This window comes from Lacticaseibacillus absianus (genome assembly GCF_013407595.1).
Classification (GTDB): domain Bacteria; phylum Bacillota; class Bacilli; order Lactobacillales; family Lactobacillaceae; genus Lacticaseibacillus; species Lacticaseibacillus absianus.
On sequence record NZ_JABEKX010000001.1, the window covers coordinates 1,020,652 to 1,035,399 of the forward strand.

Here is a 14,748-nt window from a genome sequence, read left to right on the forward strand (position 1 = left end):
GAGCCTGCATGGGAGGAGAATATGTATTTTACTAAGGAAAAGCTGGTGGCGCGAGTCGCCGAGCTTGCGCAGTATCGGTACCGCAAGAGGCAACCGATCACGGGATGGCAGATCTTTAAAGATGATAGCAAGTGCCTGAAGTATCCGCACGAGGTGGACGGCCAGTGGCGGCCGTTCGCACCTGGTGATAAGTGGGTGGGTCACGACGCTTATTACTGGTTCCAGACCGACTTTACTATTCCTGAGTTTACCGATGCGCATCAGTTGGTCTTACTGTTTGACTTTGGAAGCTCATTTCCCGGTGGACTGGGCGGGTCCGAAAGCTTGCTGTTCGTGGATGATCACCCGTATCAAGGCGTTGACGGCAACCACCATGAGACGTACTTTGATGCCACCAAGTTCGCAGGCAAGACGGTCACCCTCACATTGAAGGCCTGGACCGGTCGAGGCCTTCAGGATAGTGGGGCGGAGGTCGATCAGGAGTATACGTTCAGCTACGCAGATTTTGCTTACGTCGATCGCCCGACGTATGACTTCTACTACCTGAGCAATAACCTGATTCAGACCATTCAGGCGCTTGATGAGACCCATCCGGATGTGCCGCTGTACACACAGTGGCTGAATCACGCGATCAACTTGATCGACTTTGTTGAGCCAGGCAGTTCAGAATTCTACGCCAGCTTGGCGCAAGCGAACGACTACCTGCAAGCGAAGATCGATGCGATGCCGAAGCAGACGCCTGTCACGGTGTCGGCTGTTGGCCATACACACATTGACGTGGCGTGGCTCTGGCAGTTGAAGAATACCCGCGAGAAGATCGCGCGGTCCTTCTCGACGGTACTGCGTTTGATGGACGAATATCCAGATTACGTCTTCTTCCACAGCTCCCCGCAGATGTACCAGTACATCAAGGAAGACTATCCGGAGATCTACACGAAGATCAAGGAGCGTGTCAAGGAAGGACGCTGGGAAGTCGGCGGGGCCATGTGGTTAGAGGCCGACTGTAACATTCCGTCCGGTGAGGCGCTGACGCGTCAGATCCTCCTTGGCAAGGGCTTCTTCAAGCGGGAATTCGATCAAGACTCAACGGTACTGTGGTTGCCAGATGTGTTCGGCTACAGCTGGGCGTTACCGCAGATCTTGAAAAAGTCGGGCGTGGATACCTTCATCACGACCAAGATCAGCTGGAACGAGATCGATCGGATGCCGCATGACACCTTCATGTGGCGGGGGATGGATGGCACTGAGGTGCTGACTCATTTCATCACGACGCCTGAGCCTGGGCGACTGGGTGATCCGACGTTCTATCGTCGCTTCACGTACAATGGCTACCTGCAGCCGAACATCGTCAAGGGGATCTACGACGCCTATAAGGACAAGGAAGTTAACCAGGATCTGCTGTTAGCATACGGCTACGGCGATGGCGGCGGCGGGGTCAACCGGAACATGCTGGAGAACCGGCGTGAGATGGATCGTATCGACGGGCTGCCGTGGGTCAAGCCATCTCGGATCGACGACTATGTCGATCGCCTGCACCACACGGTCGACGACTCCGAGAGTTACGTGCAACACTGGGATGGCGAACTGTACCTCGAGTTCCACCGGGGGACCTACACGAACCAGGCCAACAACAAGCTGTACAACCGCAAGATGGAGCTGGCGCTGCGTAACGCCGAGATCACGAACACCATGCGGCTCGTCTTCGATCATAAGGCGTATCCGGCCGCGTCCCTGAATGAGCTGTGGATCACGCTGGCGCGTAACCAATTCCATGACATCATTCCAGGGTCTTCGATCAATGAGGTTTACCGGGATTCTGATCGAGAATACCAAGCAAGCCTTGATCGCCTGCAGGGATTGATCGAAGGGACTCAAGAGCCGGTCACTGCACAAGTTGCTATTCAGAATACATCCAGTTGGACACAGACGCAGTGGGTCAAACTGCCGCAAGCGCAACAGGCCCAGACGTTGGTCGATGCTGCGGGCGACCCGTTGCCATATGTCGATCTGGTCGATGGTCGATATGTTCAAGTCCCAGCAGTCGCCCCGACGGCTGTGCATCAGTATCCGGTCGCGACGGCGGCACACGTACCATCACCAGTTGAGCAGACCGACAGCGTTGAGACGACGTACTACCGGATCAAGTGGAACCAGTTTGGCCAGTTGCTGTCTGTCTACGACAAACTGGCTAAGCGTGAAGTGCTGGCGGCACAGTCACTGGGGAACCAGTTGCAGCTCTTTGAGGATAAGCCGCTCGACTTTAACGCCTGGAACATCGATCTGTTCTATAACGAGAAGAAGACCGATCTTCAGGCCGTCAAAGCAGAGGTGCTGACCCAGACTGAGGCTGCGACCGAAGTCCAGTTCACGTATGAATTCGGTCATTCCAAGATCGTTCAGGTGATGCGTATCTTCAGCGATGAACGACGCATCGACTTCATCACACACGTGGATTGGCACGAAAAGCAGCGGCTGATGAAGGTCGCTTTCCCAGTAGACATTCGCGCGTCCGAGGCCACTTATGACATCCAGTACGGGAACGTCAAGCGGCCAACGCATTGGAATACGAGTTGGGACCTGGCCAAATTCGAGACGGTCGGTCACCAGTGGGCGGACCTGTCCGAGACGGATTATGGGGTCAGCTTGTTGAACGATAGTAAGTATGGGTATGACATCAAGGATAACGTGATGCGACTCAGCTTGCTGCGCAGCTCCGTCTGGCCGGATCCGGTCGCTGACGAAGGCGAGCACACGTTCACTTACAGTCTGTATCCGCACATGGCGACGGTCAATGCCAGCGATACCCAACAAGCCGCGTGGGCATTGAACTCACCGTTCCTGGTCGGGACCACGGACGCCGAGGACCATCAGCTGTTTAGTTTTGCACCTGAGGCCAAGGTGGCGTTGGATGCGGTGAAGCTGGCCGAAGATGGTCAAGGCTTGATCGTCCGTCTGCATGATTACACCGGCGGCCGTCAGACGTTCGCGTTGACGCCACAGTTTGAGTTCGAAGGCGTGGAAGAAGATAACTTAATGGAAGAGCAGACGGGTGAAGTCGATCTGACTGCGCTGAGTTTCCGGCCGTATGAGATCAAGACACTTCGGTTTCGCTTGTGAAATGGGTGATCGCTAAATGCATCTAACTTTGAATGAAACGCGTCACGTGAGCCTGGATTACTTTGGCTTGGCGCATGCCAGCAAGTCCGCTGCGGTCTTGATCCTGCCCGGTGGTGGCTATGGGTTCATCAGTCCGAGGGAATCGGCCCCGATCGCGGAAGCCTTCAATCAACAGGGGTTTCAGTCACTGGTCTTGAACTACTCGGTGGCTGAGCACCGCGGGTACCAACACGCGTTGGATGATGTGCATGCGGCGTTCCAGGCGATCGCCGCGCATCAAGAGGACTGGCGGATCGACCCCCAAAAGGTGATCTTGATCGGGTTCTCTGCTGGGGGCCACCTCGCCGCGGCATACGCCAGCACCACGACGACTTACCGGCCGGCACTGGTCGTTCTCGGGTACGCCTGTATCTTAGCGTCGATGAATGACCTGTTGGCGATCGAAGGCCCATCACTGGACCGGTTGGTGACACCGGCCAACCCGCCGACGTTCCTGTTCGGCACGGCAGAAGACGACTTGGTCCCCGTGGACAACACCCTGGCGTTCATGGCTGCCTTGAGTCGAGCCAAGGTGCCGTTCGAGGGGCACATCTTTCAGTTCGGCCCGCATGGGCTATCATTGGGCACGTCCCGAACCGCGGACGGTGACCCTCGGCAGATCGATCCACACTACGCCACGTGGTTCCCGCGGTGTCTCGAGTGGATCGACCGGTCAGTAGACTAGGAGGTCATGATGGATTTACAAAAAGAAAAAGCGAAGCTGGAGGCGTCGTTTACGCCTTCAGATGCTGCGATCCTGCGTTTTATCGGGGTGGACGGGTATGACGTCTACAACTGCTCACAACCGTTCGTCTACCAGGGGCAGACCTATCTCTTTGGTCGGGTTGAACGCCGGGCCGAGTGGATGCGGTCATGGGCGCGACTGTTCAAGCGCACCGGCCAGGATGAGTGGACGCTGGTCCCAGACAGCATGATCTACACCATGGAAGACCCCTATATCAGCCTGATCCAAGGGGAGGTCGTCATGGGCGGGACCCACGTCAAAGTTGACCAGGGCAAGCTCGATACCTACTACACGGACCTGTACCGTGGTCCGCAGCTGGATGATCTGTACTACTTCACCTCAGGGCCGGATTACATGAAAGATATCCGGTTGGTGGAGTTGGCTGATGGGCGGATCGGGGTGTTCTCGCGGCCGCGAGACAAAGACGTGCTGGCGAAATATGGCAGCGAGTCAATGATCGGCTTTACGATCATCGATTCGCTCGACCAGCTCTCGGGCAAGGTGATCCAAGAGGCCGCCTACTTGCCTGGTCTGTTCAGCAATAACGAGTGGGGCGGGTGTAACCAGGCCTTCTTGCTCGAAGACGGTCAGATCGGCGTCCTCGGCCATGTCTCGTTTGGTGAGAATGGTAAGTCGGTGTACATGAACATGTCCTTCGTACTCGATCCCGTGACCCGAGACTACCATGACTACCACCTGATCGCGACGCGTGCATCATTCCCGGCCGGGCCAGCCAAGCAACCGTCACTGGTCGACTGCGCGTTCACGAGCGGCATGGTCGTTCGAGCCGATGGTCTGGTGGACCTGTACAGTAGGATCAATGACGTTCAAGAAGGGCGCACCGCGATCCCGTACCCATTCGAAGGACACGGGCAGATCGTCTGCGCCGGGTACCACGTCGGGCAGTGATGACAACGGCGGATCACCGCCAGAAGATACAGGAGACTTATCCGAATGCAGGTCAGTGAAATCGATACTCGGCAGGGGACGCACAACTCGCTTGAGTTATCACACGGCAATCGCTTCCCGGTCACCGGGCTTCCGTTCAGCATGAATTACTTTGCCGTCGAGAATCGGGAAGGGTCTTGGGACTTCGATCCGGATCTGCCCTACTTGACGGGGATCCGGTTGACGCACCGGGGTGGGCCGTGGGGCGAAGACTTCTGCGCGTTCGCGATGCTGCCGTTTGGCGTCGATGAGTCATTGCATATGGCGTCTTATGAGGTGCAACAGGCCGAGTTTCACCCGCATGAACTGAGATTACAGTCGCTGGCGGGGGGCTGGGACTTCCAGCTCGTGCCAACGCGCTATGGTGCGAAGGTCAAGCTGACGGGGGCCGGGACCCATAAAGGGCTGCGAATGCTATTGCGGTCCCCCGGCCACATTGAACAGCGTGACCCGACGACCATTGTCGGGATCACCACCAAGGCACACCCGTATCACAGCTATCCGATCAAGCAGTATGTTGAAATGCGCTTCTCGGAAGCGGTGCGGTTGGTCGCGGATGGTCAAGACTACAACGTGATCGCCGATCAGCCGGCACCGCTGATGATGGACCTGTCCACGTCGTTCATCAGCGCCAAAGGCGCGCACCGGAACCGCAGCGAGGACTCCTTGGCAGCGGCCTTGGCTGACGCAACGGCGATCTGGAATACGAAGTTGAACAGGATCGAGGTGACCGATTCAGACCCAAAGAAGGTCAGCGTTTTCTACCACAATCTTTGGCGGACGACGCTGTATCCGCAACAATGTTGGGAACCGAATGCGCATGGTGATCCAGTTCATTACGACGTCTACACGGATGAGGTGAAGCCAGGGTATCTGTACATGGACGTCGGGTTCTGGGATGCGTCGCGGACGCTGTTTCCACTACTCACCCTGATCGATCAACCCACGTTGCGGCAGATGATGGCCGGGTTCATCAATCACTATCGGGAGTCGGGGTATCTGCCTAAGTCTCCCGTACCTGAGGAAACCGGTGGCATGCCGGGCACGTTATTCGATTCGGTCGTGGCAGACGTTGCCGTCAAGGGGCTGTGCTTGGATCTGATGCCTGAGTTCCTTGAGGGCATGATCAAGTCGGCGGAAGTGAAAGGCCCGATCGAGAATTACGGCCGGGTCTTCGTCGAGAGTTATAAGCAGTATGGGTATGTCCCAACAACGCATAAAGAGGCGATCAACCATACGCTGGATTATAGCTACAGCGATTACTGCATCAGTCGCGTGGCCGAAGTGCTCGGGCAGGCAGACGTTCAGAAGAAGTACTGGGCGCGCTCGAAGAGTTACCGCCATGTGATCGACCCGCAACGTAACTTTGCCGTCGGGCGCGACGAGGCGGGACAGTTCCGGTCTGAATTCGATCCATTGCGGTGGGGCAGTGACTACACAGAAGGCAACGCCTGGCAGACCACGTACATGGTCTACCATGACATTGAAGGCTTGAGGCAGTCGTTCTCGTCTCCGCAAGCGTTTGATGACCAACTTGTCCGGTTGTGTAACCAGTTGCCACTTTACCGGGTCGGCAGTTATCAGGGCATCATTCATGAGATGCGGGAAGCAGAGGCGCTGAAATTCGGTCAGGTCAACATTGGCAATCAACCGTCTTTTCACATTCCCTACCTGTTTAGCTTCATCCATAAGGCCTACGCCATGCAGCCGATGTTGAAGCGGATGATGCTGGAGTGTTTCAGGGATGATGAGGATGCCTATCCTGGCGACGAAGACGGCGGGAGCATGGCCGCTTGGTACGTGTTCAATTCGCTCGGGTTCTACCCGTTTTGTCCAGGTTCTGGGCAGTATCTGCTTGGCATTCCGTTATTCGATCGGGCCTGCCTTCACCTCAGTGACGGCCAGACGTTGACGATCCGAGCCGAGCAGAACGATGCGCATCATCAATTCGTCGATTGCGTGGCGTGGGACGGCCAACCTTATCGTAAGTGCTTCCTCCCGCACGAACGATTGGCAGCGGGCGGCTCGATCGAGTTTACGCTCGGCGTCGTGCCGAATGAGCACTGTTATGATGACGACCTGCCATTCTCTGTCTGGCAGGTCGACAAGGCCGGGCCGGCCAGTGGTCGGGCTAACTAAAGCAGTCTTGACGACAAGCCGCGCGTCCTGAGTAACCGCCTCGTCGCGAAGGGTGCGTGCGTTGTTGGGCGCCAGGTGAGTGCGTTACTCGCCTGGCCCAACCTTGAAAAGATTCCACAAGTAGAGATGTCTAGAAGTTGATATCAGCGTCGTGACAACCGCGTGGGCCAAAACCTAGAGTATCGGGTTTTGGCCCACGCTGCGTTTGACCAACAATACGAGGTAAATTATGTATAACATTAACAATATCGATACCAGGCAAGGGACCCACAATACACCTGAGTTGTCTCACGGCAACTGCTTGCCACTAACGGGTCTACCCTTTGGAATGAATTATTTTGCGGTCGAGAACCAACCGACTTCTTGGTTCTTTGATCCGTCCGTCCCGTATCTCAAGGGGATCCGGCTGACCCATCAGGCCAGTCCGTGGATGCGTGATTTTTGTACGTTGCGCCTCTTGCCGTTTGGCGCAGAAAAGGCGTTGACGACTGCTTCATACGAACCGGATTCCGCCACCTTTAACCCACACCGGCTCGACTTGCAGTCTATCTCAGGCGAATGGCAACTGACGCTCGTGCCGACTGAGTATGGGGCGAAGCTTCGCTTAGACGGCCAGACCGCCACTAAGGGGCTTCGGCTGGGTGAGCTGATACATGGTCAAGTCGATCAGGTCGGTGCGCGCAAGATCGTGGGTGTGACGACGCAAGACCGGATCTACCATTGTCATCCGCTGAAGCTGTATTTTGAGCTCCGGTTCTCCCAGGATGTGACCATGAGTCGCGATGGGGATGACTTCCTTTTTGAGGTGGCAGGGGGCGACACCCTGTGGGTAGACCTCGGCACGTCCTTCATCAGCGCGGCTCAGGCGGCGGCGCACGTGCCAAGCATGGCGATGGCGACCGCCTTGGCCTTCGCCACGGCCCGCTGGCAAGAGAAGTTGGCCCGCATCGATGTGCAAGATCACGACGCGGCCAATGTCTCGACCTTCTATCACAACCTGTGGCGGACGAGCCTCTTTCCAATGCAATGTTGGGAACCCGATGAGGCCGGCCAGCCGGTCCACTACGACATGTATGCGGATACGATCCGTCCGGGTTATTTGTATATGAACACCGGGTTTTGGGATACCTCACGGACCCTTTACCCGCTACTGACGCTGATTGATCAGCCGGCGCTAGAGAAAATGATGGCTGGGTTCTTGAACAGCTATCGGGAGTCGGGTTACTTACCAAAATGGCTTGCCCCAGAGGAGACTGGTGGGATGCCAGGGACACTGTTTGATACGGTCGTGGCGGATTTAGCGGTCAAGGGGCTCTGCCTTGACGACATGCCGGAGTTCTTGAAGGCGATGATCCACTCTGCAGAGGACCAAAGCCCGATCGAGAACTACGGGCGTAACTATATCGATGACTATAAGCGTTATGGTTATGTCCCGACCGCCGACAAGGAATCGGTCAACCACACGTTAGATTACAGTTACAGCGACTTTAGCGTGAGTCAGGTCGCGCGAGTGCTCGGTGATGAAGCGACGGCCAAGAAGTACTGGGAACGCGCGAAGTCGTATCGCCACCTGGTCGATCCGAAGCGTAACTTTGTGGTGGGGCGTGATACCAAAGGCCAGTTCCGTGACCCGTTTGATCCACTGCGTTGGGGTGGCGATTACACCGAAGGCAACGCCTGGCAAGAGACCTACATGGTTTACCACGATATCGAAGGCTTGCGGCGCAGTTTCTCGTCACCTGACGCATTTGATGCGCAGCTGGTCGACTTGTGTAACCAAACGCCCCGTTATCGGGTCGGCAGTTATGGGTTTATCATCCATGAGATGCGCGAGACGGAAGCGTTGAAGTTTGGACAGGTCAACATCGGCAATCAGCCCGCCTTCCACCTGCCATACTTGTTCTCCTTCATCAACAAGACCTACGCGATGCAACCGATGCTGAAGCGGATGATGCTTGAAAAGTACAACTCAGGGTGGGATGCCTATCCAGGGGATGAAGACAATGGCAGCATGGCGGCGTGGTACGTGTTCAACTCGCTCGGGCTCTACCCATTCTGTCCAGGGACCAGTGAGTACCTGTTGGGCATTCCGTTATTCGATCAGGCCGTGATGCACTTGAGCAACGGCCAGGCGGTGACGATCTCTGCCGCTCAGAATGATCGCCACCACCAATTCGTGGATCAAGTCGATTGGAACGACGCCACGCACCAGCAATGCTTCATCACGCACCAGCAGTTGCGCACAGGAGGCCACTTAGCCTTTACGCTTGGTGTCGTGCCGAATGAGGCCTGCTACAACGCCGATGCGCCGTTCTCCATCACTGGTGCGGAAGACAAGATGAGCTAGGCGCTTCGATCGTGCGCGCGCAAGTGAGCGTTCGGTCAAGGTTGTGGGCGATCTGCGCGCCTGACTGAGATGCAGGGACGTGTGTTGGTGAGCCGACCTTGCACGAGGCGCGGTGTGGCACCAGCATGGGTCAGCACCGATCGTCTATTTGGCGTAAGGCGGTCAAGCGTCGATATAGGGAGGCAGTAACGGTATGCGAAAAGTTTTGTTGTTGGGTGATTCCATCCGTCAAGGGTACCAAGAGAACGTCAGACGGCTACTGGGACCAGAGTTTGAAGTCATCACACCCGTTGACAATGGGCGTGATTGTTCATATACCCTCTGGCAGGTCAATCAGATCTTTATACATGAAGCGAACTATTTCGATGTTATCCATTGGAACAACGGGTATTGGGACATGAACATTGAGGCGCCCATGCCGGATGCGTTTCATCCGCTGGATGACTACGTCCACGGGGTGATGCGTCTGACCGAGTTTTTGCAAGCGCATACGAATCATCTGATCTGGGCCAACAGTCTGCCTGTGGAGCGGGAAGGTGCAGGTCAGGACAACTCAGGGACGGGGGCGACGATCCATTACCAAAACGCGTGGGTCAAAGCCTATAACTTAGCTGCTGAAGCCGTGATGTCACTGGCACACGTGCCGATCGATGACCTCTACACGGTCTGCGAACAAGTGCCCGGGTATTATAAGTGCCCGGATCACTTGCACCTCAACGAGGCGGGCAACGAGGCCGTTGCGAAGCAGGTCGTGGCCGTCATTCAGGCATGCTACGCATGAGCGTGGCGGATAAAAATGGAGGGATAAAAATGGAGCGTGTCCCATCAGTACCTTTATTCGTACAAGATCCATACTTTTCGGTCTGGTCGCCCGCTGACAAGCTGACCGACGTCACAACAGAGAGTTGGACGGGGAAGCAGATGCCGGTGGAGATGACCTTGACGTTAGACGGCAAGCCTTACAACGTCATGGGCTGGCAACCAACGCTTGAGGCGCTGCCGCAAGTGGATCTTCAGATCGAACCAACGCGAACGCTCGCAGTATTTCAGACCGGCGAGATCGAGTTGACGCTGACGTTTGCGCAACACTTTGATCTACATGACATCGAAACAATCTCGGAGCCGGTGACCTATGTGGCAGCGACGCTGATCAGCCGTGATGGGGTGACACATCACGCACAGCTGACCGCACGCTTCGATGGTCACATCACCTACGAGGACCTTTCGGGCGATCGATTGATCGCCAAGTCCTTCGTGCAGCCGACCTGTACGGCAGCGATGATGGGTAAGGCCCGGCAGACGCCGCTTAATGGCTCGGGTGATCAGATCGACATCGACTGGGGTTACCTCTACCTGTGCGGTGACCCACGCCAAGGGGCGAAAGTCGGGTCATATGCGACGTGGAATCACCAGGGCCTACAGGTCACACTGACCCTGGATACCGACGCGACCCTCACCCGCTACTTCTTGGTGGCGTATGACGACGTGCACGCGATCGAGTATTTTGGCACGGTGCAAAATGCGTATTGGACGCATCGGCAGCCGTCGATGCTGGCGTTGCTCGCGGCGCGTTGTCCGGCGGTCGCTGAGTTGATCGCTGATTGTGTGCGGATCGATGCGCAGATCGACGCGGACGCGCGTGCGGTCGGGGGCGATGACTATCGGCTGATCTGTGCGACGGCCTACCGTCAGGCGATCGCTGCGCACAAACTGATCCAAGACGAACAAGGCCAGCTCGTCTTCTTGTCCAAGGAGTGCCAGTCGAATGGCTGCATTGGGACCGTGGACGTGAGCTACCCGTCCATTCCGCTGTTTCTCCTGTATGCACCCGAGCTCGTCGAAGCGATGATCCGCCCCGTTCTTCGGTTTGCGGCGATGCCGGTGTGGACTGCCGACTATGCGCCTCACGACGTTGGCCGTTATCCGTACGCGGTCGGGCAAGTGTATGGGATGCACAATCACTACCCGCAAGATGATGGCGCACTGTTTTTCCTCCACAACGACACGATCCCGCAACTCTACACGTGGCCTGCAAGTGAGCACGTCTATAATCACCGCGATCAGATGCCAATCGAAGAGTGTGGCAATATGTTGATCATGGCGGGACTGGTCGAGACGGCCTTACATGATGGATTCCTGGCCACGAATCTGCCGCAACTCAAGGCATGGGCGGATTACTTGGTGGCTTACGGTGAGGATCCGGATGAGCAGTTGTGCACCGATGATTTTGCGGGCCATCTGGCGCACAACGTTAACCTTGCGTTGAAGGCCGTTGCTTCCCTAGGTGTCTTCGGGCAAGCTTTGCAGTCGATCGATCCGGCGGCCGCAGAGAAGTATTCGACTGCAGCGAAAACGCTGGCGGTTCACTGGCAGCAGGCGGCCGCCAGTGAGACGGACACACGCCTCACGTTTGATCGCGATGAAGGGTGGTCGCTGAAGTACAACTTGATCTGGGACCGGGTGGCCGGCTTGGGCTTGTTTGCCCCAGAGGTCGGACAACGAGAGCTCGCACGCTACACCCGTGAACTGAATCGTTATGGGGCGCCGCTTGATAGTCGGGCCACTTACACCAAGGCGGATTGGTTGATGTGGGTGGCGGCGATGAGTGATACCGCTGAGCAGTTCGCGCCTTTGGCTCAAGCACTGGTGCGCTACTTACACGAAAGTCCAAGTCGGGTGCCGTTCTCAGATTGGTATGACACCGAGAATGGTCGGTCCGTGTCGTTCAAACACCGGTCGGTCATCGGTGGGGTGTTCATGCCCATGCTGAACGCGCGTACTCGGCAACAGGAGGGATGAGGAATGAATCCAATTATTGACGGCTACTATGCCGATCCAGAAATCCGCAGATACGGCGACGACTATTGGCTCTTTGCGACCACATCGTGTGCGCGCGGGCAGCAAGTTCATTTTGACGCGTTTCACAGTCGAGACCTCCGACAGTGGGTCAAGGTCAGTCACGTTTTGGACATCAGTGACTTCAGCTGGGTCCACCGGGCACTGTGGGCGCCAAGCCAGTTTGAATGGCACGGGCGTTACTTCGTCGTGTTTGCTTGCAACGACATTCAGTCTGACCAAGAACAAGGTGGTCTCGGGCTGGCCGTTGCAGACCGACCGGAGGGGCCATATCACGATTACCTTGGGCATCCGCTGATCGGCAACTTCATTAACGGGGCACAGCCCATCGACCCACACGTCTACGTTGAAAACGACCGCGTCTATCTCTACTACGGAGGTTGGCAACACTGTAACTTGGCCCAGTTCAACGATGACCTCACTGGGTTCGTGCCCATGGCAGACGGGTCGCTCTTCCGTGAGATCACGCCGGCGGGGTATGTCGAAGCGCCGTGCATGATCCATAAGGATGGCACGTATTACTTCATGTGGTCTGAAGGTGTGTGGTCCGCCGCAGGCTACCAGGTGGTCTACGCGAAGGCGCACGCGCTTGAAGGGCCATTCGTCGCTCAGGCGGTGATCTTGAAAGGCGACGAGCGTGTCGCTGAAGCGCCGGGCCACCATTGCGTCGTTCAGGATCCGCAGTCCGGTGAGTGGCAGATCATCTACCACCGGCGACCGGTGGGTGAGACGGATTCGACCAAGCGGATCCTCTGCATGGATCGATTGAGATTTGACCAAGACGGGAACATATTGCCGGTCGTGATGAGCTGATGATCGGGTGAGGGTGACGAGTAATGAATGAAATGATGCGCTATCAACAATGGGTCGATCATGCAACTGAGGACCCAGAAGTTGTGGCGGAATTGCGGGCAATGGCGGGGGATGACGCGCAGATCGAAGACGCGTTCTACCGCGACCTAGCGTTTGGGACCGGCGGCCTGCGTGGACTGCTTGGCGCCGGGACGAACCGCATGAACCGCTATACAGTCGCCAAGGCCTCGCAAGGCTTGGCGAACTACGTGGTCTCGCATTTTCCAGAGAAGAAGCGGCAGATCGTGATCTCGCGCGACTCGAGGCGCAATTCCGACGTGTTTGCGCAAGTGGCGGCAGAGGTCTTTGCGGCGAATGGGATCAAGGTCTGGCTATACCGTGAGATCATGCCGACGCCTTGTTTGAGCTTTGCGACCCGGACGCTACACTGCGCGGCCGGGATCATGATCACGGCGTCCCACAACCCGGCCCAGTACAATGGCTACAAGGTCTACAACGAAGCGGGGTGTCAGATCACCACCCAGGCCGCGGCGACGATCTTGGCAGAGATCGAGCGGGTCGATCCGTTCGCGGATGTTCATCGAGACGCGTTGGCGGCGGCCCGAGCGACCGGTCAGGTGGTCGATGTGCCGGATTCAGTGTATGACCGCTTTGTTGAGGCGGTCCACGGCGAATCGCTGCTCACGCCAGCTGATCACATCGATCGGGACGTTGCGATCGTCTACTCACCGTTGAACGGGACCGGGTTAAAACCGGTGACCCGGACACTGACCGAAGCCGGCTTCACGAATATTTTCGTGGTGCCGGAACAGGCGCAGCCAGACGGTCGCTTTTTGACTTGTCCGTTCCCCAACCCGGAAATGAAGGCCGCAATGGCACTTGGGATCGAGTACGCCACCAAGCGCGGCGCAGATCTGTTCCTGGCCAACGACCCGGATTGTGATCGGGTCGGGACCGCCATCCGCGACGCCAGCGGGGCGTACGTCCTGTTATCCGGCAATGAGATGGGCATGTTGCTGCTCGACTACATCTGCGCGCGGCGTCTGGCGACCGGTACGATGCCGCACGCACCGGAATTGGTGAAGACGATCGTCACGACCGATATGGCCGAACGGATCGCTACGCACTATGGCGTCAAGACCGTTAATCTGCTGACGGGATTCAAGTTTATCGGTGAAGAAATTGGCCGGTTGGAGGCACAGGGCCAAACGGCGTCGTATCTGTTCGGCTTTGAGGAGTCGTACGGCTATTTGTCCGGCACCTATGTCCGGGACAAGGACGGGGTCGATGCCGCGTTTTTGATCTGTGAGATGTTCGCGTACTACAAGACGCGTGGGCTCACGCTTCTGGATAAGCTCGCGGCGCTCTATTCACGATATGGGTATTACCTGAATACCCTGCACAGCTTCGAGTTCGACGGGGCCGCCGGCGTGGCGCGAATGAACGACATTATGGCGCGCCTGCGACAGACGGGACTCTCGCAGTTAGCGGGAAAGCCGTTCGTCGAATTGACGGATTATGCGGTGGGGATCGGCGATCTGCCGAAGGCGAATGTGTTGAAGTTCAGCTTCGCCGATCGGTGCACGGTCACGGTCCGGCCGAGTGGGACTGAGCCTAAGATCAAGCTCTACCTGTCCGTTGCGGCGGCCGACCGGGAAGAAGCGGCGCGCATTGAAGCGGCCATGATGGCTGAACTGGCGCAATTCTTCCGCTGAGACGCGCCCCTGCCGTCGCGCGTTCAGGA

9 protein-coding genes are annotated in these 14,748 nt (G+C 57.0%); all 9 read left to right on the plus strand.

The features are described from left to right. The first annotated feature begins 21 nt into the window (after positions 1–21). The 9 genes from HII33_RS04295 to HII33_RS04335 all read left to right on the plus strand — a co-directional run bounded on the left by HII33_RS04295 (position 22) and on the right by HII33_RS04335 (position 14,719). The gene (locus HII33_RS04295; RefSeq protein ID WP_179394546.1) at positions 22–3,117 is read left to right on the plus strand and encodes an alpha-mannosidase; all 3,096 of its coding nucleotides are present in this window, start codon (positions 22–24) and stop codon (positions 3,115–3,117) included. A gap of 16 nt (positions 3,118–3,133) precedes the next feature. Continuing rightward, the gene (locus HII33_RS04300) at positions 3,134–3,841 is read left to right on the plus strand and encodes an alpha/beta hydrolase (protein WP_179394547.1); all 708 of its coding nucleotides are present in this window, start codon (positions 3,134–3,136) and stop codon (positions 3,839–3,841) included. 9 nt (positions 3,842–3,850) lie between these two features. Continuing rightward, a complete protein-coding gene (locus HII33_RS04305) occupies positions 3,851–4,810 on the plus strand; it encodes a DUF1861 family protein (protein ID WP_179394548.1) in 960 nt (319 codons plus the stop codon). 45 nt (positions 4,811–4,855) lie between these two features. Further along, positions 4,856–6,988, plus strand: coding sequence for a GH92 family glycosyl hydrolase (locus HII33_RS04310; RefSeq protein ID WP_179394549.1), 2,133 nt, complete (start codon positions 4,856–4,858; stop codon positions 6,986–6,988). A gap of 229 nt (positions 6,989–7,217) precedes the next feature. Further along, positions 7,218–9,335 carry a GH92 family glycosyl hydrolase gene (locus HII33_RS04315; protein WP_179394550.1) on the plus strand — a complete coding sequence of 706 codons (2,118 nt, stop codon included), beginning with the start codon at positions 7,218–7,220 and terminating at the stop codon, positions 9,333–9,335. A gap of 193 nt (positions 9,336–9,528) precedes the next feature. After that, positions 9,529–10,116, plus strand: a complete 588-nt coding sequence (locus HII33_RS04320) for an SGNH/GDSL hydrolase family protein (RefSeq protein WP_179394551.1) — start codon at positions 9,529–9,531, stop codon at positions 10,114–10,116. Positions 10,117–10,145: 29 nt separating this feature from the next. Next, a complete protein-coding gene (locus tag HII33_RS04325) occupies positions 10,146–12,134 on the plus strand; it encodes a glutaminase domain-containing protein (RefSeq protein WP_179394552.1) in 1,989 nt (662 codons plus the stop codon). A gap of 3 nt (positions 12,135–12,137) precedes the next feature. Next, entirely contained in the window at positions 12,138–13,004 is an 867-nt protein-coding gene (locus HII33_RS04330) for a glycoside hydrolase family 43 protein (RefSeq protein WP_179394553.1), read from the plus strand. A 23-nt stretch (positions 13,005–13,027) separates the two neighbouring features. Beyond that, on the plus strand, positions 13,028–14,719 hold the full coding sequence (locus HII33_RS04335; protein WP_179394554.1) for a phospho-sugar mutase: 1,692 nt from the start codon (positions 13,028–13,030) through the stop codon (positions 14,717–14,719). Positions 14,720–14,748 lie beyond the last annotated feature (29 nt).

Bases quoted from the DNA above. Each gene is read 5' to 3' on its own strand.
- HII33_RS04295 (WP_179394546.1), top strand. From the start codon at position 22: ATGTATTTTACTAAGGAAAAGCTGGTGGCGCGAGTCGCCGAGCTTGCG.
- HII33_RS04300 (WP_179394547.1), top strand. From the start codon at position 3,134: ATGCATCTAACTTTGAATGAAACGCGTCACGTGAGCCTGGATTACTTT.
- HII33_RS04305 (WP_179394548.1), top strand. From the start codon at position 3,851: ATGGATTTACAAAAAGAAAAAGCGAAGCTGGAGGCGTCGTTTACGCCT.
- HII33_RS04310 (WP_179394549.1), top strand. From the start codon at position 4,856: ATGCAGGTCAGTGAAATCGATACTCGGCAGGGGACGCACAACTCGCTT.
- HII33_RS04315 (WP_179394550.1), top strand. From the start codon at position 7,218: ATGTATAACATTAACAATATCGATACCAGGCAAGGGACCCACAATACA.
- HII33_RS04320 (WP_179394551.1), top strand. From the start codon at position 9,529: ATGCGAAAAGTTTTGTTGTTGGGTGATTCCATCCGTCAAGGGTACCAA.
- HII33_RS04325 (WP_179394552.1), top strand. From the start codon at position 10,146: ATGGAGCGTGTCCCATCAGTACCTTTATTCGTACAAGATCCATACTTT.
- HII33_RS04330 (WP_179394553.1), top strand. From the start codon at position 12,138: ATGAATCCAATTATTGACGGCTACTATGCCGATCCAGAAATCCGCAGA.
- HII33_RS04335 (WP_179394554.1), top strand. From the start codon at position 13,028: ATGAATGAAATGATGCGCTATCAACAATGGGTCGATCATGCAACTGAG.